Raw genomic sequence first — 22548 nt, forward strand, 5'->3', positions numbered from 1 at the left:
GTCGACGCGTTTCGGTAGCACAATGAACAGTTCTTGAACACCACAGGACTGTACACGGTCACTGTACCTTTTCCCCTAGTAGCTCTTGACGTGTAGATTCTTCTCATAATGTACGTTCTCATGTATTGTGAGATTTCTGATCACATGTTAGAGTCATGCAGCTGCGATTTACTTTGTCCTTGTTGGTTTGATCTCTCTGTCACGCCAGATCTCGGTTGGTGTGGCACTGCACTCGTGTTCGATATTCAGCGTGGAACGTCCGATGGCGTCGACCTGTCAGGACGGGCAGTCATCCTTGCCGCGACGGTTCCGGGGCCGTTCATTGACGGCAATCTGACGGTTCGGCTCAACGTCGATGAGCAAGCTTCACCCAAGCAGCGCCGCGAACTCAAAGCGATCCTCTCGGGCCAGAAAGCCAGGCCTCTAGACGGGTTGGGGCCACTCATCCCAGACAATTCTCCCAACGAAGACCCTTCCCATTTCCTGGCAGCGTGGAGAGACGATCGATGTCCGTCTCGGCGACGTCGCTATTGTTCACTGTTCTCCCCGCTCGCATCCGTCTGGCCAGCTCACTCGTGTTGTCGCCGCCGAGGCGACGGGAGCCTTCGACGTGGCAGAAGGACAGCCAGCCAAGACACGCGGCACCGTCTTCCCCGATCCCGACATGCGGCAGTGGAACGGTGACTCCGGCAGGATGAGCCGCTTCACTTGGCGTGGTGAAGCAACCGTTCTCCACTTGAGTAGCTGTTCGTCTCACAACGTGGTGGTACGCCATGGCCGGTAATGTGCGAACGAGTCCCCACCTTCCTCTGGGCTCCTTCCGCAGGCAGCAGGTGCCTGTCATCCTTGCCCTGGTGCTCCTTGCGACCGCGAGCTGGTCGATACTGCTCCGGTGGCCGACGGATCCCATGAGTGATGGCCTCACGATGGGCCTCGGACCAGTCATGTTTCTCCTCATCTGGCTCGTCATGATGGTCGCCATGATGTTCCCGGCAGCCACTCCGATGATCGCGATGTTCGCGCGTCTTGCCTCCGAACGACGGGGAGGCGGCCAGCCGTTTGTTCCGACGTGGCTCTTCGTCTCTCCCTATCTCGTCGTGTGGCTGCTCTTTGGCGTCGTGGTCTACGTGGTGGCAGTACTCAGCAAGTGGCTGATCAGTCTTCTCTCCTTGTCCCCTGCCACGATTGTTCGATTCGGTGGCGTGCTGCTTCTCACCGCCGGTGTCTATCAACTCACGCCACTGAAACGAGCCTGCCTCACCAAATGCCGCTCCCCCTTTCACTTCCTGCTCGCACACTGGCGCGATGGCTATCGGGGCGCACTCACACTCGGCCTTCGCCACGGCCTGTACTGTCTGGGCTGTTGCTGGATGCTGTTCGTCCTTCTTCTTCCGCTGGGATTCATGAACATTGGAGCAATGGCCCTTGTCACGTTCTTGATCGTCGCGGAGAAGGCGCTTCCCTTCGGACGCATCGCGCGCTTTACTGGTGCGACGGCTCTACTCCTCTACGGCACGCTTGCTTTCGTCCGTCCAGAGTTCCTCCCGACCATGCCGGGACTGTGAACGTCCAGCAGACGAAAAGGCGCCGGGCGTTTCCCCCGCGCCTTTCTGCGCGCGCAAATGCCCCACAGCTGCTTGTCAGGAGCCGACACGGCGTGCTGTGTAGTAGCGTGGCCCGTAGTAATCGCCCCAGAGGTCGCTGATCGTCACACCGGTGGCATAGTTCTCGGCATGGATGAAGCGGCCGTTCCCGATGTAGATGCCGACGTGGGAGAGTCCCCACTTGTACGTGTTCTGGAAGAACACCAAGTCACCCGGTTGCAGATGGTCAGGATCAACGTAGACACCGCTTACAGCCTGCGCCTCGAGACTACGCGGGAAGCCACCACCAAGCACCTGGTTCACCACAAAGTAGACGAAGCCGGAGCAGTCAAAGCCAGCTGGAGTTGTACCGCCCCAGACGTACGGCCGACCGAGGTACTGCATCGCCGTCGCGACGACTTGCTCACCCACGCTGCTGGTTGGTGGCGGCGTCGGCGCTGCATCAGCACTGGTTTGTGCGGGAACCGCAGCAGGTACGCTGGCCTCACGATCGGTGGGCGCGAGGTAGCCCCCATGCACCCAACCCTGGAGTCCACGGTAGTCGACTTGCCACCAGGTAATTCCCTGGCCGTCGGTCTGTGGGCCGCCGATAACCCGCATCACTGTCCCTTCGGGCGCGACGGCCGCGATCGGCTGATCGTACCCCGCTCCATGTCGCACGTTCACACCCTGACCGTCGGTGTTCACCACTTCCACATTTCCACCGACACGAATCGCCGGTGAATTCGAGATCGGCTGGACCTGTGCGACAGCTCCCGCGGCTCCAGAGTCCGCGTCTCCCGCGACGACCACAAGATAGGCTGCCGCCGCGAACCCATCCTGTCCCTCGTACCGAATGGGAATCCACTCAGTCCCGGAACTATCACGCACTGGAGCGCCGGTCGCCACGGGCCGCGCACCTTCGGGCATGATGGCAAGCACCGCTCCATCCGCCCGCGCCTCTGCTCGGAGCCGCAACCCATAGCCGCCCGTGCCACTGACCTCGAGCGTATCGCCCGCTGTTGCCACCGCGCGAGCGAGGTAGTCTGCGAGTACCCATCCATCCAGACTACCTGCCTGCACCCGGTACCATTGCGAACCGTCTGCAGCTGACTGTGGTCCCTCCAATACCAGAACCCGCGCCCCTTCGGGCAGCCCCCCAATGCGTACTGCACTGAGACCCGGGCCGGAACGCACGTTCACTCCGTCACCGTTCGTCCCAGCTACTTGGCCGAGCGCACCGATGACAAGATCGTTTGCCGCGAGGACTGGGGAAAGCGTGACGAGTGCAACAAGAAACGCGAGAAGCGAGGCGATCCACCATGACGGGAGTCGTCTCTTCCCCAACCGAGCTCCCCTTCCCAGACGCTCGTCGAGATCCGTCGCGCCCCGGGCCACTGACCAGACGCTTCGCAGGTGAGCGCTACCGCGCTTCCCTACGATCCCCCGTACGGACGGGATCCCGCCGTCCCCGTCCGGTCGCCCGCAGACTACCACGCCTCGTCACAGCTGTCAAGATGAGAAATGGGAGATTCGTCCAGCTTCGGCAGGGAAAAATGCGTGATTTCAGGCCCGCGCATGATTTTCACCAGCTCGGACGTGCCGCACCGGCACACCGCGCTCGGCCAAATACTGTTTCGCTTCCGCGACCGTATAGCGGCCGAAATGGAAGATGGAGGCAGCAAGGACCGCATGTGCCCGGCCGATCGTCAACGCTTGGTAGAGATGCTCGAGCGTTCCCGCACCTCCGGAGGCGATTACCGGAACTGGAACGGCCTCGACGACGGCGCGCAGGAGCTCCAAGTCATACCCACTTTGTGTGCCATCTGTGTCCATACTGGTGAGTAAGATTTCACCAGCACCAAGCGCGACCCCGCGCTGTGCCCACTCGATCACGTCGAGCCCAGTCGGACGCCGTCCCCCATGCGTGTAGACCTCCCAGCCTCCATCCGGGCGCCGGCGGGCGTCGATCGCCAGAACGACGCACTGGCTTCCAAACCGCTGCGCGCATGTCCGAATGAGCTCGGGGTCCAGCACTGCAGCCGTATTGACACTCACTTTGTCCGCTCCGGCCCGCAGCAACCGGTACATGTCCTCCGGTGTCCGCACGCCACCTCCGACAGTCAACGGGATGAAGACCTCCTGCGCCGTCCGCCGGACAACGTCGACCATCGTCTCTCGTCCCTCAGCAGAGGCCGTGATGTCGAGGAACACGAGCTCGTCGGCACCTTCGGCATCGTACCGGGCAGCGAACTCAACCGGATCTCCCGCATCGCGCAGGTCAAGGAACTGCACACCTTTGACGACGCGTCCCGCTGTGACGTCGAGGCAAGGAATAATACGCCGCTTCAGCATCAGCTGGCCGCCCCTTCACCACGTTCGGCCCGTTGTCGTTGCTGAATAAACTGTTCGAGTTCTTGCTGCGCCTGCTCAAAACGCAAACGTACCCGTTGTTCGAGGAGACGCCACAATTCGGCCCGCAATTGCCGGTCGATCTCGCGCAGTTCCTCGAGTGCAACATCGATGAGGTCGATCCGATAACGGAGTTCGCGATCGACTGCCGCCAGGCGCTCGAACTCCTCGGTCACCCGTTGCGCTCGCTGGTCACCGACAGCGGCCAGATCGCGCAGTGCCTGGTCGAACTGCTGCCGGAGCTCATCGACCCGTTCCAAGAGCAGCTCGTCCCGTTCGGTGCTATGACTGCGCACGCGCTCAATCTCAGAACCAAGCCGCTGCCCAACGGCTCGGAGTTCCTCGAGCTGCGAAGAAAGCGCCACCAATTCCTCCCGCAGGCGCTCGACTTCCTCCTCGAGTCGCGTATCGTGCGCAGCGCCTTCTTTTAGTTGCACCTGCAGGGTCTCGATGACCTGCATCGCCTCGGCAACACGTCGTCGCACGTCCTGCTCCACGATCCGGATCGCATCGTGAAGACGCGTGACTTCACGCCCCAGCCGCTCGACCTCGGTTGTGACCGCCTCAAGACCTCCACGCAGTGACTGGTCAGTGGCCGAGAGTCGCTCGATGTGCGCAGCGAGGTGCTCGATGAGGACGCGCAGCTCGTCGTAACGCCGCGAATCTTGGCCGGTATCTTCACGTTGGCGTCTGACAGCCTCCAGGAGTTCTGTGACCTGGGCCTGGAGTGTGCGAAGGGGACGGGCAAGGTCGTCGACGCGCAAGGACAGCTCGGTCAACTGTTGGCGGAAACGCGCTTCTTCGAGCTGCCGAGCTTGCTGGGCCTGCTGTGCCTCATGACGGTGTTGCTCGAGCGCTTGCCGTTGCTCAGCCCAGTCTGCTTCCGCAGCCTTGAGCTCTTCTTCTAAGCGCAGCAGTCGGGCGGCCAGCTCGCGGACCCGATGACGCAGCTCGTCAAGCTGGCTCTGCATGGCCTGTTGCCGCGCCTCCTCACGACGCCGCCGCTCTTCTTCCCGCGCTTGTTGGATGAAGTCCGGATTGTCGGGGCGCCGCTCCATGTCACACTGCTCCCCCGGCGACAATCCAATCGTCCGGCCGCTCACACCGCAGGCGTCCCTCGTAGAGAGCCCGCCCGACCACGACTGCTTCCACACCGCGAACTTGAGCGAGCGCCTCAAGATCTGCTCGACTACTAACCCCACCGGAGGCAATCACTGCGACTCCGAGGCTCGCCAGTTGAGCCATCAACTCAAGGTTTGGGCGTGTCAGCATGCCGTCACGGGCGACATCTGTCGCGAGGATGCGCCGCACACCAAACTGCACCAGGCGCCCGACGAGATCGACCGCGCGCACTGGTTGCAGTGTCTCCCATCCATGCGTCGCCACCCATCCATCGCGCGAATCGACGGAGACCACGAGGCGCTCGGCCCCGAAGACCCGTACTGCTTCTGCCACGAACTCCGGCTGCTCGACCGCTGCCGTCCCAATCACCACTCGTGCAACGCCGGTCATGAGGAGACGCTCGATCGTCTCCAGCGAACGGACGCCTCCCCCAACCTGCACCAAGAGCTCCGGAGCAGCTCGAACCACCTGCTCAACGAGCCCAACCTGGAGCGGCTGCCCAACACGCGCTCCGTCAAGATCCACAACATGCAGCCAGCGCGCGCCGCACTCCGCCCACAGGCGGGCGACACGCAAAGGATCGTCGCTATAGACCGTCTCTCGGGAGAAATCTCCCTGGACAAGCCGGACACACCGCCCGCCCCGGAGATCAATCGCTGGGATGACGATCACGTGCTCGCCTCCATCGCGGCATTGTGCTGCGCGCGCTCAACGATCCGCACGAAGTTCGCGAGCAGCTGTAGTCCCCAGCTTCCACTCTTCTCGGGATGGAACTGCGTCGCCATGACATTGTCACGAGCCAGTACACTCGCGAAGCGGACGCCGTAGTCAGTTTCGCCAAGCACCCATGTCGGATCTTGCGGCTCAGCGTAGAAGGAGTGAACGAAATAAAAGTCTGTTCCGTTCGGAATTCCTGCAAAAAGCGGGTGGGGACGATGCAGCCAGACCTCGTTCCAACCCATGTGAGGAACCGTAACGTCACTGGGCAGCTGGCGAACAATGCCCGGAACGACCCCGAGGCAGCGGTGCTCGCCCCCCTCGTAACTCACTTCGAGCAAGACCTGGAGACCCATACAAATCCCCAGAAACGGAATCCTGCGCTGAATCGCGCTCAGCAACGCCGGCACGAGCCCGAGTGCCTGAAGCTGCCGCATCGTGTCGGCAGCAGCGCCAACACCGGGCACAATGACCCCGTCAGCCTGCTCGAGAAGCACCGGATTGTGGCTGACGACGACCGGAGCGCCGATCCGTTTGAGCGCGTTGACCACGCTAGCGAGATTCCCCGCGCCGTAATCGACGACGACGATTGCCATGCTGCTCCTCGCGCTCTTGTGTTCATGCACGCCCGTCGAGCGCATCCAATGTCACGCCAACGCTCGAGGCGAGCGCACTCAGATTGTAACCGCCTTCTAAAATGAGCACGAGCCGCCCGCCGCACCACTCCTCGGCCCAGCACCGCACGCGCGACGCCATCGCCGCAAAGCCATGCTCTGTCACCGCCATCGCCGCCAGCGGGTCGGCGTAATGCGCGTCGTAGCCCGCTGAGACAAGCACGAGCTCAGGTCGGTAGGCCGCGAGCCGCGGCTCGATGTCACGGTCGAACACCTCAAGATACACACGGTCGTCACTGCGTGGTGGGAGTGGAATATTCAAGGTGTATCCGCGGCCAGGCCCCTCACCAATCTCATCGGCACGGCCTGTTCCAGGGTAGAGTGGCCACTGGTGGATCGAGACAAAGAAGACCCGATCGGTCCGGTAGAACGCCGCTTGCGTACCATTGCCGTGGTGGACATCCCAGTCGATGATGGCGATGCGTTGCAGTCCATGTCGCTCAAGTGCGTACTGCGCCGCGATCGCAACGTTGTTGAAGAGGCAGAATCCCATCCCGCGATCTGGTTCAGCGTGGTGACCAGGTGGGCGCACGAGGCTGAAGGCGCGTGGCACTTCACCAGCCAGCACCACATCGACCGCCTGAATCGCCGCTCCGACTGCGAGCCGCGCGACATCGAACGAGCGCGAGGTCACGACCGTATCAGCATCAAGCCATCCGCCGCCACGCGCCGCGAATTCGCGCAACTCGCTGATGTACTCCCGTGTGTGCACAAGCGCGATCGTCTCCTCGTCCGCCGGATCAGGCTCAAGGATGCGTCGATCGTCGAGCCGCGCCGTCCGCTCGAGGTAGCGGAGGATCGCTTCCAACCGCGCGGGGCGCTCTGGATGATCGCCGGTTTCATGCTCGAGAAAGATGCGTGATGTTACAAGCAGCGTCTGGCTGTCCGCCTTCACTCCGCCACCTCGTTGGTCCTTCGGAGAAGTTCGAGCATCGCGTCATGAATGAGTCCATTTGAGGCAACGCATGTTCCTTGGTCGAACTCGTACGGGTGCCCAAAGTAGTCCGTCACACGTCCGCCAGCTTCTTCCACAAGCAGCACGCCTGCAGCGGTATCCCAGGGTGACAGCTCCTGTTCCCAGAAGCCGTCGAACCGCCCCGCCGCAACATAGGCCAGGTTCAACGCAGCACTACCGTCCCGCCGCACTGCACGGGCGGTCAACGTGAACCGCCCAAACGCCGCCAACGCCTGACGACGGCGTTCTCGATCGTACGGGAAACCTGTGGCCAAGAGAGCGCTGCGGAGCTCCTGGTGGCCTGAGACGCAAAGCCGCTCCCCGTTCAGGAAGGCACCCACTCCCCGCTCTGCGAGAAAGAGTTCGTCCAGCACTGGTTGGTACACCACACCGAACTCTGGTGTCCTATTGCGCAGGAACGCAATGGAGACGCAAAACATCGGGTACCCGTGGGCGTAATTCGTGGTGCCGTCAAGCGGGTCGATCACCCAGAGCGCGGGGGCATCGAGCGTGCCCTGCTCTGTCCCCTCCTCAGTCAAGAGAGCGTGGTCAGGAAAGGCAGCACGGATTGTCTCCACAATCAGTCGCTCACTCGCCAAATCGACCTCGGTAACAAGATTGACTGCGCCTTTGTAGCGAATCTCACGGACTCGACCAATTCGCTCGCGGAGCAGTCGCCCTGCTGCCAACGCAGCAGCGACTCCCACGGCACGGATCGTCGCCATCGCCTGCATCACCTCTCACGGTACCGCTGTCTGTATGAGCGTGCGGGTGACCAGCGGCAGCTGCGCCTGCACATCGAGGTCAAGATCTGCCCGCACACCGCGCTGCGCGAGATAGTAGGCGGCTCCTGCAATCATCGCTGCGTTGTCCGTGCAGAGAATCGGCGCTGGATAGCGCACGGGCACAGGGCTGAGTTCGTGCAACCGCTGCCGGAGCGCTGCGTTGGCGGCGACTCCACCGGCGAGGAGAACCATTGTCGCGCCGAACTCTCGGGCAGCACGAGCGGTCTTTTCGGCGAGCACGTCGACCACTGCTGCTTGGAATTCAGCAGCCAGATCAGCAATCGGGACGTTCGGTCCGTATTCCGGCGCCACATATTCCGGAAACGGCTGCCGCGTCGTGACGCGACGCGGTGGACGACGCTGATACTGTTCCAGAATGCGCAGCAGTGCGGTCTTCAAGCCGCTGAAACTAAAGTCATAGCTGTCACCCAGCCATGCCCGCGGCAAGCTGAAACGTCCCGGACGTCCTCGCTCCGCCGCCTTCTGGATCGCCGGTCCACCAGGGAAACCGAGGCCAAGCAAGCGCGCCGCCTTGTCGAACGCCTCGCCTGCCGCATCGTCGAGCGTTCGACCAAGCAGGATATAGTCCCCATGCCCGCGCATCAGGACGAGCTCAGTGTGTCCACCCGAGACGATGAGGCAGACAAGCGGGAAGGACGGTTCTTGCACCTCCTCCTGTCCGGGGAGTGTCAACCAGTTCGCGTAGACATGCCCCTCCAAGTGATTGACCGGGATGAGGGGCTTCTCCCAGACAAACGCCAGTGTCTTGGCGACATTGACACCAACCAGGAGTGATCCGGCCAGGCCCGGCCCTTCGGTCACGGCCACCGCATCGATCTGTGAGGGACCAACCTCTGCCTGCTCGAGCGCAAGGTCGATGACCGGAACGATCGTCGTCACATGGCGCCGTGAGGCGAGCTCCGGCACCACACCACCGTAGCGCTCATGCAGGTCGACTTGCGAGCGGATCACATTGGAGAGGACAAACCGCCCATCCCGTACAACTGCTGCTGCGGTCTCGTCGCACGATGTCTCGATGCCGAGGATAATCACGCCGCTTCCTCCAGGATTTCGATCCCCTCCGCCGCGAGTCGGGCAAGCAGCTGGTCACGCAGCTGGAGCAGGTGCTGCCGATAGTTCGGATCCCGCAGTGGTGGCGAAGTCATGATGTACGCGTCCTCTGCGTTGTCGCTATAGTAGCGTGGCCGGACACCGCGGCGCGTGAAGCCGTACTTGGCATAGAGCGACTGAGCCGCCACGTTGGAAACACGCACCTCGAGCGTCACAAATTCGGCACCGCGACGCATCGCCTCACTGATTAACGTGAGAAACAGCACCTCACCCAGTCCCAGCCGCCGGTGCTCCGGCGCCACTGCAATAGTCGTGACGTGCGCTTCGCCATAGATGACCCACATGCCAGCGAAACCGACGACTGGCTGGGTACTCGCACGCGGCCGAGCCATGCGGAGCAGCCGTGCAAGCGTTCCGCCGCTCACAGCCGGCTCGGGTTCTACGTCAGACGGGCTCACCTGCCAACGCAAGACAATGTAGTAGTTCCGATCCGGCTCGCGGAGCTCGCGATAGTAAGCCGACTCCGGCCACGGGTTCGTGAAACAGCGACGCTCCACCTGAGCGACTTCCGGAACGTCGTCGCTCCGCATCGGTGCCAACAGATACCGCCGAACCTCGCTTTGCGGTTCGGCGCTTGGTAGTTGCGACGCTTCCTTCACGCTCTTACTCCTGACCGGACCGGACCTCGTAACTCACCGGCAATTGTACCGGAGGGACGATCTCGGCTCCGCCGCCGTGCACGTAGATCGGCTCCAAAGCAGCCACCGGATCAGCTTCTCCTGCTCGCCAGCGGTGGAAGGCCAGTTCGGCAATCCACGCTGGACGCAGCTGTCGCAGGCTAGGCGGTGGCAAGATGATCGCTGGGCGCCCCCGCAACAGCTGCTCGTGCTCACCAGGGAGTGCCCCAGCGAGGACAGTCTGGCTCATTAATCCTTCTGCCAGCTCTTCGATCCGCACTGACCGCAGGGACGAATCGCGTACCCAAGCCACTCCTTGCCGCCGGTAGTCCGCGTAGACCACACGGCCGCGTCCTGCAACAACGAACGCGCGAATTGGACGCCCGAGCGCCGTATGAGGATAGGCGAGTGCATCCAGGGTAAGCACACCGAGGAGTGGCACATCGAGTGCGTAGGAGAGCGCCTTGGCGATGCTCATCCCGACTCGCAGTCCATTGAAGCTTCCTGGCCCGGTCGTCACAGCAACCGCACCCACGTCGCGGATGCTCCGCCGGTTGTCCGCCAGCAACTCTCGGATCCGCGGGAGGACAGTCGCGGTATGCTCTCGCCCGGCGTCGTACAGGAGCTCGCCGATCACGCTCCCGTCATAGAGTGCCATCGCCACCTGCTCCCCACTGGTCTCAAGTGCGAGGAGCAGCTGACCGCTTCGTCCCACCAACGACCTCCTTTCGGAGCGCTTCAACAATCGCTCGTCCCCGCTCACCGAACGGATAGAAGGCGAGTCGCCGTTTGGTCTCCGCAAGCGGCTCGAAGCGGATGACCACATAATCGTCGACCCAACTTGCAGGTAACCGCTCCGACCATTCGATCACCACGATGCCGTGCGGATCGCTGAGGCAGTCATCCAGCCCAAACGTCGCCAATTCGCTCGGCTCCTCGAGCCGGTAGAGGTCGACATGATAGAGCCGCACAGGACTCCCGTCGGGGAGTGTCCCGCGATGCTCCATAACAAGAATGAAGGTCGGGCTCTGCACGTACTCGCGAACGCCGAGCCCGCGTGCGAGGCCCTGGACAAATGTGGTCTTGCCGGAGCCAAGTGGTCCCTGCAGCAGGAGCACATCACCACCCCGCAGCTGACGAGCAAGCGTCGCTGCGAATTGCCGGGTCTGGTCCGGACTATGACTCACCAAATCGAGAGATGGCATGCGCTCGCTCATCGTGTTCCTCCACTCGTCATGGGCGGCCGCCATTGTGTCCATGGGCGCACGCGCTCAAATGCTGCCGCTGCCTGGAGGACGCGAAGGTCCTCGCGCCAGCGGCCGACAATCTGCAGACCAATAGGTAGCCCATCACGCGTGAACCCGCATGGGACGCTTATCGCCGGCTGACCTGTGATATTGAACGGGTAGGTGAACGGTGTCCAGCTCAGATACGTCGTCGGATACCCCTCGATCACACCTGGATGATCCGCTCCCGCCGCAAAGGCAGGTATTGGTGTCGTCGGGCTCACAACGAGATCGAACCCTGTGAGCTGGCGTCGCACTCGCTCGGCATAACGGTTCCGCTCTGCCAATGCCCAAGCAACGTCAACACCCCGCCAGGTTTGTCCACGCTCGACAACTGCCAACCGGCCAGGATCGAGGAACTCCCGCACCCGCTCCAGATCTTCACGATGGACAGCGGCCATGGCCGTCGACCACAGGACATCGAGGATAGGATATGGATCCTCCAGTGGCTCCTCCAGTTCTTCGACGACACAACCGAGTTCTGTGAAGACCGCGACCGCTTCCTGAACCACCCGTTCGACTTCTCGATCCACCGGCACATCACCGACGCGCCGGAGCCAGCCGACACGCGTCCCCTGCAGTTGGCCGTCCAGCGCGGTAAAGTCGACCCCGCTCGCCGGCAAGGAGTGCCGATCGCGTGGATCAGGCCCGGCCATGACCGCGAGCATCAGTGCTGCATCCGCAACCGTTCGCGCCATTGGCCCAACATGTGCGAGGAGCTCCACTGCACTCGGCGGATAGTATGGCACCAACCCAAACGACGGTTTAAACCCGACAATGCCGCAGAACGAGGCCGGGATACGAACTGAGCCCGCCCCATCCGTTCCCTGGGCAAGCGGCCCCATACCGGCGGCAACGGCCGCTGCTGCCCCACCACTGGAACCCCCAGCGGTACGTTCGAGCTGCCATGGATTTCGGGTCGGACCAATCAGCCGATTGCCCGAATCGCCTTTCCACCCCAGTTCCGGTGTATTCGTTTTGCCAAGCAAAATCGCTCCCGCAGCGCGCAGCCGCTCGACAATCGGAGCATCTTCCTCGGCGATGCGGTCTTTCCAGAGCAAGGAGCCGCTGGTCCAACGGACCCCGGCTACTGGGGTTACGTCCTTGATAGAGACCGGTACCCCAAGAAGAAGCCTCCGGTCGCCATGCGCATACGCGTACTCCGCCTCGACCGCCTGCCGTCGCGCCTGCTCCGCTGTGACCGTGAGAAACGCCCGCACCACAGGATCGAGCCGTTCGATCTGCTCGAGCACTGTATCGATGACCTCGACTGGCGAGAGCGCACGCCGACGATACTGCTCCAAGAGCTCAGTGGCGGACAGGAAACAGAGCTCCAGCTGCGCCGCGTTCACCGGGCTCCCTCCTTTCTCAGCAGCGGCCCGACCGGATGCTAACACGCCTTGCGATCAGGATGCTCGGAAATGATCAAAGCCACGCGCATCGGCCGGGCGAAGACGCCCGGCTGCGTCACGCAGCTGGACGGTTGGTCCGGCAGCTCCAGCCTCGACGAGTTCGCCGATAACGCGGGGTGGCAACAAGCCGATCCGGGTGAACGTGCGGGCCACACGCGCGAAGACCGTTGGTGGCGCGCTGAAGAGCAACTCGTAGTCGTCACCACCGCGGAGCGCCACATCTTCCCAATCCGGGAAGGCCCATTTCACCGCGTGCGGCACCGGCACACGCAGGAGATCGACAATGGCCGAGACTCCGCTCGCCCGGCAGAGTTTCTGCAAGTCTCCCAGGAGGCCATCGCTAATGTCCATCGCCGCACGAACGCCACAGCGCCTCAGGAGCAGTCCTTCACGCACCCGCGGCTGCGGACGGTGGTAGCGTTCCTGCATGATCGGGTTCCCATCGAGGGTCTTGAGCCCACGTTCGAGAACCCGAAGTCCAGCAGCCGCCAGACCGAGCGGCCCGGTGACTCCAATGAGATCGCCGGGCCGCGCTGCATCGCGCCGCAACAGTGGCCGACCGTCACGGGGTACTTCCCCAATCAGCGTGACCGAGATCGCAACGCCAAGCGGCGACCGCGTCGTATCACCACCCACAATCACCACACCATACCGACGAGCAAGTTCACGAGCGCCGCGATAGAAGTCGAACACATCGCGGTCCCGTTCGATCCCACGGAGCGCGAGATCCACCACTGCCAGACGTGGTTGCGCTCCCATCGCCGCGACATCACTCAGGTTGACTGCCAGTGCCTTATGGCCGAGCGCGGCCCAGTCTGTCCATTCCAGCCGAAAGTGGACGCGCTCGATCAGTGTGTCCGTGGTGATCACGAGCTCGTGACCTGGGCGTGGCTGCCAGACTGCAGCGTCATCACCAATCCCAATCCGTACCCGCGAGCATCGGTCACTCACGAGCCGGGCAATCTGTTCGATCAGCGTCTCCTCTCCGACCTCCCGCAGCACGCGACCACCACTTGTCATACCGTTTCTCCTCCTCGCTCTCCCAACCGCTGCTCACTGAGGGCACGGTAGACCGCGGCAGTCTCCCGTGCTGTTCGCTCCCACGTGAACTGCCGTGCACGCTCCCGTCCCGCCTGCGCGAGCACTCGGCGACGCTCTTCATCCATCACGAGCGATTGGATCGCCGCTGCGATGGCCAGGGGATCGGTCGGCTCAACCAGGACTGCCGCATCACCAGCGACTTCGGGAAGTGCCGAGCAGTTCGACGTGATGACTGGTGTCTCACACGCCATCGCCTCGAGTACCGGCAGGCCGAACCCCTCATAGAGCGATGGATAGATGAAGATCGTCGCCGCGCTGTACCAATAGCGGAGTTCCTCAGGTGGCACGTAGCCGGTGAACCGCACACGTCGGGCAAGTCCCAGATCCTCGACGCGCCGATAAATCGGGCTGTCCAGCCAGCCGGCTGCTCCGACGACGAACAGTGGCCAAGGGAACTCCGGTCCGAGCTGGGCGAATGCCTCCAGGAGCGCGATCAGGTTCTTGCGCGGCTGCACTGTCCCGACAAAAAGAAGGAATCGCTCCGGTAATCCCTGCTGACCGCGCCAGCGCTCGAGTTCCGCATCGTCGATGCGCCGCCAGTCCGCGTCGATGCCGTTTGGGATCGTCGATATCCGTTCCGGAGCAATCCCGTACGTCCGTACGACATCACGCCGCGTCGTCTCCGAAACCGCGATCACCCGCCGGGCGCGTCGGACACTGAGCCCTGTCAGCAACCGGAGATACCAGCGCTTCGCGGCCGGATAATGCTCAGGGAAATACACGAAGGCAAGATCATGCACCGTCACCACGCCGGGTGGCGCGAGCGCCAGTGGCAACACATGAACGGGGCCGTGGATCACGGTACAGTCACGCGTCGCCCACGGTCCGACCAGCTGCTCCCAGGCGATACGCACAGATGGCCGCTCGGTCGGCCAGTGTGTGACACGCCAGGCGACGGCAGGCGGGAACTCCGCGTGCGCAGCCCGCCAGACTGTGCGCGAGGTGTAGGCGATCATTTCGAGATCGGGTGCGACCGCTGGGAGATACTGAAGCAACGCCTCGATGTACCGGCTGACGCCGGCACGCCGGTAGGTCGCTTGGCGACTTAGCAACGAAGCTAAGAGTCCAACGCGCACACAGCCCCCCACGCGATTCTACCGACCGCGAAATGCGCGTGCTGCTGCGACCGAACAGAGCGGAGAGCCTGATATACTGATGCAGATGTGGAACCGTCCAACATCCGGTTCTCGGATCCTGATGATGGCAGAAACCGTTTCACTGCCGGAGAGTATCGAACAGTTCATGACGTTCTATCCGTTTCAGTTCGATCCCTTCCAGTTGCAGGCGATGCTCGCTTTTCTGGAAGGGCGATCCGTCATGGTCGCCGCGCCGACCGGGACTGGGAAGACGGTTGTTGCGGAGTTCGGGGTCTATGAGACGTTCCGGCGCGGTGCGAGGGTGATGTACACCACACCGATCAAGGCACTGAGTAACCAGAAGTTCCGCGATCTCCGAGCAATCTACGGTGAGAACGTCGGTCTTTTGACCGGGGACGTGACTGAGAACCCACGTGCGCCGATCCTGGTCATGACCACTGAGGTCCTGCGCAACATGCTGCTCCAGACGCCGTGGGAGCTGGAAAGCGTCGAGTGTGTCATCTTCGACGAAATTCACTATCTCGCCGATCCCGAGCGCGGTACGACCTGGGAAGAATCAATCATCCTCTGCCCAGAGCACATCCAACTGATTTGCCTTTCAGCGACCGTTTCCAATGCCCAAGAGATCGCCGACTGGATCAGCCGCACGCATCGGCCAATCGAACTGATCGTCCACACGGAGCGAGCGGTGCCGCTCGCCCTCTGGTACTTCTACGATAAGAAGCTCCGTCTCGTCATCGATCACCACGGCCGGCAAGTCGCGGACTACTCAAACGTCGGCGGAGAGATCCGTGCGCTCATGAGCCGTGGCGGCCTCACTGCTGAGCGTCGGCGTGAGGCTGAAGAGGCCGAGCCACCACCCTGGGAGATTATCCAAGCCCTTGCAGCTGAGCACATGCTGCCGGCCATTTACTTCCTCTTTAACCGCCGGGACTGTGAGGATTACGCGACGCGCCTGGCGATGATGCGCGTGAACCTGGTGCGAGATCGCACGACCCGACAACGGATCACCCAGGTCGTCGAGTCTTTTCTGGCCAGTCTCCGTCCGGAAGACCGCGAACTTGGGCAAGTACAGACAATCGTCCAGCTCGCGAACAAAGGGATCGGCTTCCACCATGCCGGGTTACTCCCGGTGCTGAAACAACTCGTGGAGGTGCTCTTCACCGAGGGGTTAATGAAGGTCGTCTTCGCGACCGAAACGCTGGCCCTCGGAGTCAACATGCCGGCACGGACCGTCGTTATCGGCCGCATGACCAAATGGGACGGCCGCCGAAGGCGTCTCTTGACCCCCAATGAGTTCCAGCAGATGGCCGGCCGGGCTGGTCGCCGCGGTATCGACGAGCGCGGCAATATCATCGTCCCGTACAGCCCCTGGATCACCTTCAAGGAAGTACTGGCCGTTGCGACTGGGGAACTCGAGCCGGTTCGTTCCGCGTTCACCATTCGTTACAACACGGTACTCAACCTCTGGGATCCACCCCGCGGCGACCGCGTCCGCCAGCTCTTCCAGGAGAGTCTTGCGCAGTACCAGGCGGCGCAGCGCGTCCGCATGCTTGAAGAAGAAATCCTGGAAATCGGTCGAGAAATCGAGGCGATTCCGCGCGGATGCCTCATTGGTCTTGATGGAGACGAACTCCTGTATGACTATCGCAACGTCGTCGCCCAGCTCAACCACGCCAAGAGTCAGGAACGGCATCTTGAGCACGATCTGGCACAACTGATGGCCGACCTCGACGATCGCCCCTGGGCGGTTCCTGCTCGCCCCGTCCTTCGGCGCTTGATCCGCGAAATGGCTCCAGGCACGCCGTTGCATACCCGCGAGCGGGGCTGGGTGCTGTTCCTGAATCGGCTCCCCTACGGCGGGATCGCGCTCGTCCTGACACGCGAGGGTGCGGCCGAGCTCCTCACCGAATATCGGCAGATCGACTATGTCCCGCACGATATCGAACCGGTACCAGTACCGGAGGCGCTCGCCCAGCTGTCCGAGCCAGTCAGCGACGTGCGTGGAATGGTGAGCGATGAAGCGCTCGCTGCGATTTGGCACGCCGTCGATCAGCGAGAGCTCCCCAATCTCGACGCCATGCTCGCCGAGTACCGTCGCCAGCTCGAGGAGCGGATGGCACCAGAGCGGCGCCGGCTTGAAGAACGGCTCAGCGCTGTCCGACAAGCGGTCCACGAGTTGACCCAGCAGCGCTTCCAGCATCTTTGCCACGCTTGCCACCGGCGCAAGGAACATCAGCGCAACCTCCAACGCATTGCTCGGCTCGAGCAGGAGCGCGCCGAACGAGAAACCCAACTTGGGCGCGAGATCGCTGCCGAGGAGCGGCGTATCCGCGAACTCCTGCGTGGTATCCGGAATGTGCTCGAGTATTTCGGCTATTTGCACCGAGGGTATCCGACCAACAAGGCTGATACCTTGGCGGACATCTTTGACACCAATGGACTGATTCTCTGTGAGATGATCGACCGAGACTTCTTCAAGGGGCTCGATCCCCCGGATATCGCTGAGGTCTTCTCCTGGTTTGCCTTCGACCGAGAGGCACGCTTCGCCAATCACTTCACGCTACCCACGAAGCTTGTGCTCCTCCGACGCCGGCTGGAGAGTTTGGAGCAGGAGGTCTTCGAGATCGAGCGGCGCAACGGTCTGGCGCTCTCGACCGGTCACCACGAAGGGTTCTACGGCGCAATGCGCGCGTGGTGCAACGGCGCCACGATGGCGGAACTCATCGAGCTGATTGAACTCAGCGAGGGCGATCTCGTGCTGACCTTTAACAAGACGCTCGACTTGATGCGACAAGTCCGCGAGATGCTGGAGAAACTCTACCCCGATCATCCGCTGCGCTGGTCTATCGCAGCGGCCGAAGCTCTCGCTCGCCGCGACATCATCGAGCAGTCGCTCATGATTGGATTGTTACCCCCCGTCGGCACATGAGCCGGGGGCGTACCGAAGCGAGTGAGTCGACCGGCTCTGGATCGAGCCAGACCTCCCGCTGGAAACGGCGCGCAAAGGCGGCCAACCAGTGGTGGAGAACCTCGTCGAGTTCGACCCGGTACCCAAGAAGTCGCGCCAGCGAAGTCACACCTCGGTCGGGAATCCCACACGGCACGATCCACCCGAATGGTTCCAGGTCGGTCGTGACGTTGAAGGCGAACCCGTGATAGGTAACGCCGTGGTGGATCGCGATTCCGATGGCAGCAACCTTCTCGTGACCAACCCAGACACCCGGATGCGCCGGGTCCAATACCCCCCGGATCCCATAAGTCGCCAGCACGTCGAGGATTGTTCCCTCCAGTTGCTCCACGAAGCGGCGCACCCGGCGTTGTCCCTCGCCCAGGCGAAGGATGACGTAGGCAACGAGCTGCCCCGGTCCATGGTATGTCACGTCCCCACCGCGGTCAGTCACATAGTACGGAATGCCGCGCGCCGCAAGCCAATCGAGCGGGATTCGGAGGTGATGGGTACCGCCGCGCCGCCCCGTCGTGAACGTCGGCGGGTGCTCAAGCACAAGCACAGCATCAGGTATCTCCTCGAGCCGACGAGCGCGAGCGAGCGTCCTTTGGAGGTCCCACGCGGCGCGGTAGTCGACTTGTCCGAGGCGCAGCGCAATCACTGGCTCACTTGGCACTGTCCCCCACTCCCTGCTGAAGCCGGCGTGCTCGGTACCGCTCGTACTGCTCTTTTGCATGATAGGACGAACGAACGAGCGGGCCGGCCTCGACGTAGACATAACCGAGCTCTTCCTCACCGATGCGGCGCAGCTCCTCAAACTCCTCGAGCGTGTAATAGCGATGCAGTGGGTAGTGACGTGGCGTTGGCGGGAGATACTGGCCGATGGTCAGGATCTCGACACCAACCTCGCGCAAGTCCTGCAGAACGGAGACAAGCTCGTCCCAGGTTTCCCCCATCCCTACGATCACGCCCGATTTCAACGCAATGTCCGGATCCATCGCCCGGACCTGCCGAAAGAGTTCGAGGCTACGGCCGTAGTCGTCCCACGGCTGGATACGCCGGAAGAGGCGTGGAACCGTCTCCACGTTGTGCGCGATCACCTCCGGTCGTGCCTCGACCACCGTACGGAGTGCCTCCCAGTTCCCCTGAAAATCCGGGATGAGGACCTCAATCCCACAGGACGGAAGACGCGCACGGATCTCTCGGACTGTCGCGGCGAAGATCGCTGCTCCCCCGTCTGGGAGATCATCCCGGTTGACAGAGGTGATCACAGCGAAGTCCAACCCGAGTCGCTGGACTGCTTCCGCCACTCGACGCGGTTCGTCCCAGTCGACCGTACCCGTGCGCCCCCAGCGGACATTACAGAAGCGACAAGCTCGCGTGCAGCGGTCGCCCAAGATCATGAATGTGGCGGTCCGCTGATTCCAGCACTCATAGATGTTCGGGCACCGCGCCTCCTGGCAGACGGTATGGAGCCCCTCCTGGAGGACAAGACGGCGCAGTTCTACGTAGTTCGGCCCGTGCTCGCGACGCACGCGGAACCAGTCGGGCTTTTTCTGGAGGAGAATCGGCTGCCGTGCCATTGTCATTCCGCGCCTCCTTCCCCCTGTCGCGGTCGGAGCTCCAGTTCCATGAGCTGGTGCTCGATATGCCCCATGTAAAAGGGTCGCCCGATTGGGCGGAAACCAAGTTTCTGATAGAAACCAAGTGCGTGTGTCTGTGCATTCAGAGTGACGATACGCGCTCCGTGCTCGCGGGCCCATCGAAGGAGAGAGTGCATCACTGCACGCCCGACGCCCTGACCACGATAGGGCTTACGCACCGCGACCCAGGCGATCTGCGCTTCGTCACCCCAGAGTGATACCCGCCCGGTGCCAACCGCCTGGCCGTCGATCCAGGCAAGCACGTTCAGACTGTGCTCGTCTTCCGGGAAGTCTCGTACCCAGGTCGTCAGGTGTTGCTCTTGGTCGAACACTTCCCGCCGAATCTCGTACACCAGCTCGAGTTCTTCCGGTGTACGCACTGGCTCGACGTCTACCGCGTGCAATTCTGAGGAGAGCCGGGCATCTGGCTCAACGCTGGTCATGGGAATTCCTCGCTCAGCAAACGCGCGAACGCCTCATCAATGCGCTGCCGCTCCTGCTGAAGCCACCGAGCTGTGCGCTCGAGTTCGCTGCGACTCGCTTCGAGTGCCCTGGCAACATGCTCTGGCCCGGTGCCTCCTGGATGCTCTCGTGCTCGGACGGCATCCCACACCGTGCGGGGGAAGACAATCTCGGCGAGACGGGGGTGGAAGCGGACGAGCTCGTCGGCGGCTAGCTCACCAAACGTCTTCCCTTCGGCAATGCAGTAAGCGACCAGTCGGCCAACCGCCTCGTGAGCGTCGCGGAACGGCACACCGGCGCGCACAAGCGCGTCGGCGACATCTGTCGCCAACGTGAACCCTTGCTCTGCCGCCGTGTGCATTCGCCCGCGGTCGATGCGAAGCGTGCGCAGCATCGGCGGGAGCACACGGAGGAGCAGGGCGACAGTGTCCAAAGCGTCAAAGACACCTTCTTTGTCCTCTTGGAGATCCTTGTTGTAGGCGAGGGGCAAGCCTTTCACGACTGTGAGGAGGCCCATGAGGTGCCCGAAGACACGACCACTCTTGCCGCGCAAGAGCTCTGCGACATCTGGATTCTTCTTCTGCGGCATGATCGATGAGCCGGTTGCGAACGCGTCGTCGAACTCGATAAAGCCGAACTCGCTGCTTGACCAGAGCACCAGCTCCTCAGCGAGTCGCGAGAGGTGCGCCATGACAATGGCGAGGTCAGCGAGGAACTCGAGCGCGAAGTCCCGGGCAGAAACGGCATCAATGCTGTTCTCGAGGATACCGTCCATCGCCAAGAGCTCAGCGACAAACGCACGGTCGATCGGGTACGGGACACCGGCCAGCGCTCCCGAGCCAAGTGGTGAGCGGTTGACACGCCGATAAAGCTCCTGCAACCGAGCCAGGTCGCGCGCCAGCATCGCGACGTAGGCGTGCAGGTGATGAGCGAGGAGAAGCGGCTGGGCACGCTGGAGGTGCGTATATCCTGGAAGCACCACGTCGCGGTGTTCGTTAGCCAGGTCGAGCAGGGCTTGACTGGTCTCGACAATCCCCTCACCGACCTCGAGAATGGCCTCACGCATCCAGAGCCGGAAGTCCAGTGCCACCTGATCATTGCGACTGCGGGCCGTATGGAGACGCCCAGCCGCTGGGCCGATGAGCTCGCGCAGTCGGCGCTCGACACTGAGATGGATGTCTTCGTCGGCCAGGCGGAACACAAAGCGTTCCTCTTGGATCTCCTGGAGGATTACGCGGAGCCCCTGTGCAATCGCCCGAGCATCCTCCAGGGGCACAATCCCTTGCCGCGCCAGCATCGTCACGTGGGCGAGGGATCCAAGGATATCGTGCCTTGCCAAGCGACGGTCAAAGGGAAGCGACGCGTTCAGCTGGTCAACCAGCTCATGGGTCGGCTTCTGAAAGCGCCCACCCCAGAGTTTCGATCCCCCGCTCATTCCGCTGTCTCTTTCCCGAGGGTAATAACAGCGATGCGTTCCGCTCCGGTGTCATCCACATCCATAACCAGCGTGCGGAGGACGGGAGCGGTGACATCATGCCCTTCCGCCACGAGAACGCGATGCAGCGCCACTATAGCTGTCTCCAACATCGGGTCGTCCGGCTCGCGCGTGGTCAGCCGCTGCAATGCCAAGCTGGGCCACAGCACAAGACGCACCACCGGCAGATGGAACCACCGCGCACCGAGCCGAATAAGCTCATAGGCAAGTGCCGCGATCACTGGGATCAATGCCACCCGCGAGACGACCCGCCAGACGAGTGAGGGCCAGCCGAGGAAAGCGAAGATCACGACCGAGAGGGCGACGACAATCAAGAGAAAACCCGTCCCACAGCGAGGGTGCAGCACACTCTGGGGACGTGCCCCCTCCACAGTCATCGGGAACCCACGCTCCCAGGCGTGAATCGTCTTGTGTTCGGCACCGTGATAGCCGAAGACGCGGGCAATGTCCGGCGTCCGACCGATCAGAGCAAGATATCCGAGCAAAATACTGAGGCGAATCGACCCCTCGACCGCGTGGATAGCCCAAGTGGTACTGATCCACCGATCAAGTAGACTCGCAATGCCGAGCGGCAGCAAGAAGAAAAGCCCAACAGAGAGCGCAAGTGACAGAGCAACTGTGCCCCAGAGGAATCCGCGGAACGATTCAGAAGTAGAACGCTGCTCCTCGGTACTGAGCTCCGGATCATACCGGACAGCCACCTGTGCAGAAAAGACAAGCGCGCGGATACCAAGGACAAGCGTATCCCAGAGCGCAAAGACCCCTCGGACAAATGGCACGCCGCGGAGACGCGCTGCCCAACGCTGCGGATCGAGCGGCTGCTCCCAGACCGCAATCCGCCCGTCCGGTAGACGCACGGCAGTTGCCATATGGCGGACGCCGCGCATCATCACGCCTTCAAGGACTGCCTGGCCTCCGTAGATCGAGCGCTCGCCCGCCACATTCTCGCCCCGCAACAATTCCGATACACCACGCCGATTGTATCACCTCCCGCCGGGTACGCCGGCGATGTCACCGCTCTGATCAGGTGATCCGCAGCTCAGATCGACGCGCCGGGGAGTTCCTACGCGGGCTGCTACCAGAATCATCAGAACTACGTGGCCTAC

At 62.4% G+C, this 22548-nt stretch carries 22 protein-coding genes; 3 read left to right on the forward strand and 19 right to left on the reverse strand.

What is annotated here, in order from left to right; all coding sequences use genetic code 11:
• Window positions 1–144: 144 nt before the first annotated feature.
• Together NET03_RS13760 and NET03_RS04465 are read left to right on the forward strand one after the other, a co-directional pair.
• The gene (locus tag NET03_RS13760) at window positions 145–684 is read left to right on the forward strand and encodes a DUF1326 domain-containing protein (RefSeq protein WP_353655784.1); all 540 of its coding nucleotides are present in this window, start codon (window positions 145–147) and stop codon (window positions 682–684) included.
• A gap of 89 nt (window positions 685–773) precedes the next feature.
• Window positions 774–1565 carry a DUF2182 domain-containing protein gene (locus NET03_RS04465; RefSeq protein WP_252127694.1) on the forward strand — a complete coding sequence of 264 codons (792 nt, stop codon included), beginning with the start codon at window positions 774–776 and terminating at the stop codon, window positions 1563–1565.
• Between the two features lie 75 nt (window positions 1566–1640).
• Here the strand turns inward: NET03_RS04465 and NET03_RS04470 are convergent, their stop codons facing one another.
• The 14 genes from NET03_RS04470 to NET03_RS04535 all read right to left on the reverse strand — a co-directional run bounded on the left by NET03_RS04470 (window position 1641) and on the right by NET03_RS04535 (window position 14871).
• Window positions 1641–2930 (reverse strand): C40 family peptidase, encoded by a 1290-nt coding sequence (locus NET03_RS04470; RefSeq protein ID WP_252127695.1) that lies wholly within the window; start codon window positions 2928–2930, stop codon window positions 1641–1643.
• Between the two features lie 219 nt (window positions 2931–3149).
• On the reverse strand, window positions 3150–3938 hold the full coding sequence (hisF, locus tag NET03_RS04475) for an imidazole glycerol phosphate synthase subunit HisF (protein WP_252127696.1): 789 nt from the start codon (window positions 3936–3938) through the stop codon (window positions 3150–3152).
• Window positions 3938–5053, reverse strand: a complete 1116-nt coding sequence (locus tag NET03_RS04480) for a coiled-coil domain-containing protein (RefSeq protein WP_252127697.1) — start codon at window positions 5051–5053, stop codon at window positions 3938–3940. Before NET03_RS04480 ends, hisF begins: the two co-directional genes overlap by 1 nt.
• Before the next feature lies 1 nt (window position 5054).
• On the reverse strand, window positions 5055–5789 hold the full coding sequence (hisA, locus tag NET03_RS04485; protein WP_252127698.1) for a 1-(5-phosphoribosyl)-5-[(5-phosphoribosylamino)methylideneamino]imidazole-4-carboxamide isomerase: 735 nt from the start codon (window positions 5787–5789) through the stop codon (window positions 5055–5057).
• On the reverse strand, window positions 5786–6430 hold the full coding sequence (gene hisH, locus NET03_RS04490; RefSeq protein ID WP_252127699.1) for an imidazole glycerol phosphate synthase subunit HisH: 645 nt from the start codon (window positions 6428–6430) through the stop codon (window positions 5786–5788). Before hisH ends, hisA begins: the two co-directional genes overlap by 4 nt.
• A 22-nt stretch (window positions 6431–6452) precedes the next feature.
• Window positions 6453–7403 (reverse strand): histone deacetylase family protein, encoded by a 951-nt coding sequence (locus tag NET03_RS04495; protein ID WP_252127700.1) that lies wholly within the window; start codon window positions 7401–7403, stop codon window positions 6453–6455.
• Window positions 7400–8197, reverse strand: a complete 798-nt coding sequence (locus tag NET03_RS04500) for an inositol monophosphatase family protein (RefSeq protein ID WP_353655775.1) — start codon at window positions 8195–8197, stop codon at window positions 7400–7402. The genes NET03_RS04495 and NET03_RS04500 overlap by 4 nt, the downstream gene beginning before the upstream one ends.
• A gap of 6 nt (window positions 8198–8203) precedes the next feature.
• Window positions 8204–9301, reverse strand: a complete 1098-nt coding sequence (tsaD, locus tag NET03_RS04505) for a tRNA (adenosine(37)-N6)-threonylcarbamoyltransferase complex transferase subunit TsaD (protein WP_252127702.1) — start codon at window positions 9299–9301, stop codon at window positions 8204–8206.
• The gene (gene rimI / locus NET03_RS04510; protein ID WP_252127703.1) at window positions 9298–9978 is read right to left on the reverse strand and encodes a ribosomal protein S18-alanine N-acetyltransferase; all 681 of its coding nucleotides are present in this window, start codon (window positions 9976–9978) and stop codon (window positions 9298–9300) included. The genes tsaD and rimI overlap by 4 nt, the downstream gene beginning before the upstream one ends.
• Before the next feature lie 4 nt (window positions 9979–9982).
• Window positions 9983–10711 carry a tRNA (adenosine(37)-N6)-threonylcarbamoyltransferase complex dimerization subunit type 1 TsaB gene (tsaB, locus tag NET03_RS04515; protein ID WP_252127704.1) on the reverse strand — a complete coding sequence of 243 codons (729 nt, stop codon included), beginning with the start codon at window positions 10709–10711 and terminating at the stop codon, window positions 9983–9985.
• Entirely contained in the window at window positions 10677–11213 is a 537-nt protein-coding gene (gene tsaE, locus NET03_RS04520; RefSeq protein ID WP_252127705.1) for a tRNA (adenosine(37)-N6)-threonylcarbamoyltransferase complex ATPase subunit type 1 TsaE, read from the reverse strand. Before tsaE ends, tsaB begins: the two co-directional genes overlap by 35 nt.
• Window positions 11210–12634 (reverse strand): amidase, encoded by a 1425-nt coding sequence (locus tag NET03_RS04525; RefSeq protein WP_252127706.1) that lies wholly within the window; start codon window positions 12632–12634, stop codon window positions 11210–11212. Before NET03_RS04525 ends, tsaE begins: the two co-directional genes overlap by 4 nt.
• Before the next feature lie 54 nt (window positions 12635–12688).
• Window positions 12689–13714, reverse strand: coding sequence for a thiamine-phosphate kinase (thiL, locus tag NET03_RS04530; RefSeq protein WP_252127707.1), 1026 nt, complete (start codon window positions 13712–13714; stop codon window positions 12689–12691).
• Window positions 13711–14871, reverse strand: a complete 1161-nt coding sequence (locus NET03_RS04535) for a glycosyltransferase family 4 protein (protein ID WP_252127708.1) — start codon at window positions 14869–14871, stop codon at window positions 13711–13713. The genes thiL and NET03_RS04535 overlap by 4 nt, the downstream gene beginning before the upstream one ends.
• A gap of 121 nt (window positions 14872–14992) precedes the next feature.
• Between NET03_RS04535 and NET03_RS04540 the strand changes: the two genes are divergently transcribed.
• Window positions 14993–17824 (forward strand): DEAD/DEAH box helicase, encoded by a 2832-nt coding sequence (locus NET03_RS04540; RefSeq protein ID WP_252127709.1) that lies wholly within the window; start codon window positions 14993–14995, stop codon window positions 17822–17824.
• Here the strand turns inward: NET03_RS04540 and lipB are convergent.
• The 5 genes from lipB to NET03_RS04565 are packed head-to-tail and all read right to left on the reverse strand — an operon-like array spanning window position 17790 to window position 22383.
• A complete protein-coding gene (lipB, locus tag NET03_RS04545; protein WP_252127710.1) occupies window positions 17790–18518 on the reverse strand; it encodes a lipoyl(octanoyl) transferase LipB in 729 nt (242 codons plus the stop codon). The two genes, NET03_RS04540 and lipB, sit on opposite strands and share 35 nt — an antisense overlap.
• Window positions 18508–19431, reverse strand: coding sequence for a lipoyl synthase (lipA, locus tag NET03_RS04550; RefSeq protein ID WP_252127711.1), 924 nt, complete (start codon window positions 19429–19431; stop codon window positions 18508–18510). Before lipA ends, lipB begins: the two co-directional genes overlap by 11 nt.
• Window positions 19428–19928, reverse strand: coding sequence for a GNAT family N-acetyltransferase (locus NET03_RS04555; protein ID WP_252127712.1), 501 nt, complete (start codon window positions 19926–19928; stop codon window positions 19428–19430). Before NET03_RS04555 ends, lipA begins: the two co-directional genes overlap by 4 nt.
• Window positions 19925–21382: an argininosuccinate lyase gene (argH, locus tag NET03_RS04560; protein ID WP_252127713.1), complete on the reverse strand. Its 1458-nt coding sequence runs from the start codon at window positions 21380–21382 to the stop codon at window positions 19925–19927. Before argH ends, NET03_RS04555 begins: the two co-directional genes overlap by 4 nt.
• Window positions 21379–22383, reverse strand: coding sequence for a DUF1385 domain-containing protein (locus NET03_RS04565; protein WP_252127714.1), 1005 nt, complete (start codon window positions 22381–22383; stop codon window positions 21379–21381). Before NET03_RS04565 ends, argH begins: the two co-directional genes overlap by 4 nt.
• Window positions 22384–22548: the final 165 nt, after the last annotated feature.

The organism is Thermomicrobium sp. CFH 73360, from assembly GCF_023806465.1.
Taxonomy (GTDB): Bacteria; Chloroflexota; Chloroflexia; order Thermomicrobiales; family Thermomicrobiaceae; genus Thermomicrobium.

Bases quoted from the DNA above. Each gene is read 5' to 3' on its own strand.
- NET03_RS13760 (WP_353655784.1), top strand. From the start codon at position 145: ATGTTAGAGTCATGCAGCTGCGATTTACTTTGTCCTTGTTGGTTTGAT.
- NET03_RS04465 (WP_252127694.1), top strand. From the start codon at position 774: ATGGCCGGTAATGTGCGAACGAGTCCCCACCTTCCTCTGGGCTCCTTC.
- hisF (WP_252127696.1), bottom strand. From the start codon at position 3,938: ATGCTGAAGCGGCGTATTATTCCTTGCCTCGACGTCACAGCGGGACGC.
- NET03_RS04480 (WP_252127697.1), bottom strand. From the start codon at position 5,053: ATGGAGCGGCGCCCCGACAATCCGGACTTCATCCAACAAGCGCGGGAA.
- hisH (WP_252127699.1), bottom strand. From the start codon at position 6,430: ATGGCAATCGTCGTCGTCGATTACGGCGCGGGGAATCTCGCTAGCGTG.
- NET03_RS04500 (WP_353655775.1), bottom strand. From the start codon at position 8,197: ATGCAGGCGATGGCGACGATCCGTGCCGTGGGAGTCGCTGCTGCGTTG.
- tsaE (WP_252127705.1), bottom strand. From the start codon at position 11,213: ATGAGCGAGCGCATGCCATCTCTCGATTTGGTGAGTCATAGTCCGGAC.
- thiL (WP_252127707.1), bottom strand. From the start codon at position 13,714: ATGACAAGTGGTGGTCGCGTGCTGCGGGAGGTCGGAGAGGAGACGCTG.
- NET03_RS04540 (WP_252127709.1), top strand. From the start codon at position 14,993: ATGATGGCAGAAACCGTTTCACTGCCGGAGAGTATCGAACAGTTCATG.
- lipA (WP_252127711.1), bottom strand. From the start codon at position 19,431: ATGACAATGGCACGGCAGCCGATTCTCCTCCAGAAAAAGCCCGACTGG.
- NET03_RS04555 (WP_252127712.1), bottom strand. From the start codon at position 19,928: ATGACCAGCGTTGAGCCAGATGCCCGGCTCTCCTCAGAATTGCACGCG.
- argH (WP_252127713.1), bottom strand. From the start codon at position 21,382: ATGAGCGGGGGATCGAAACTCTGGGGTGGGCGCTTTCAGAAGCCGACC.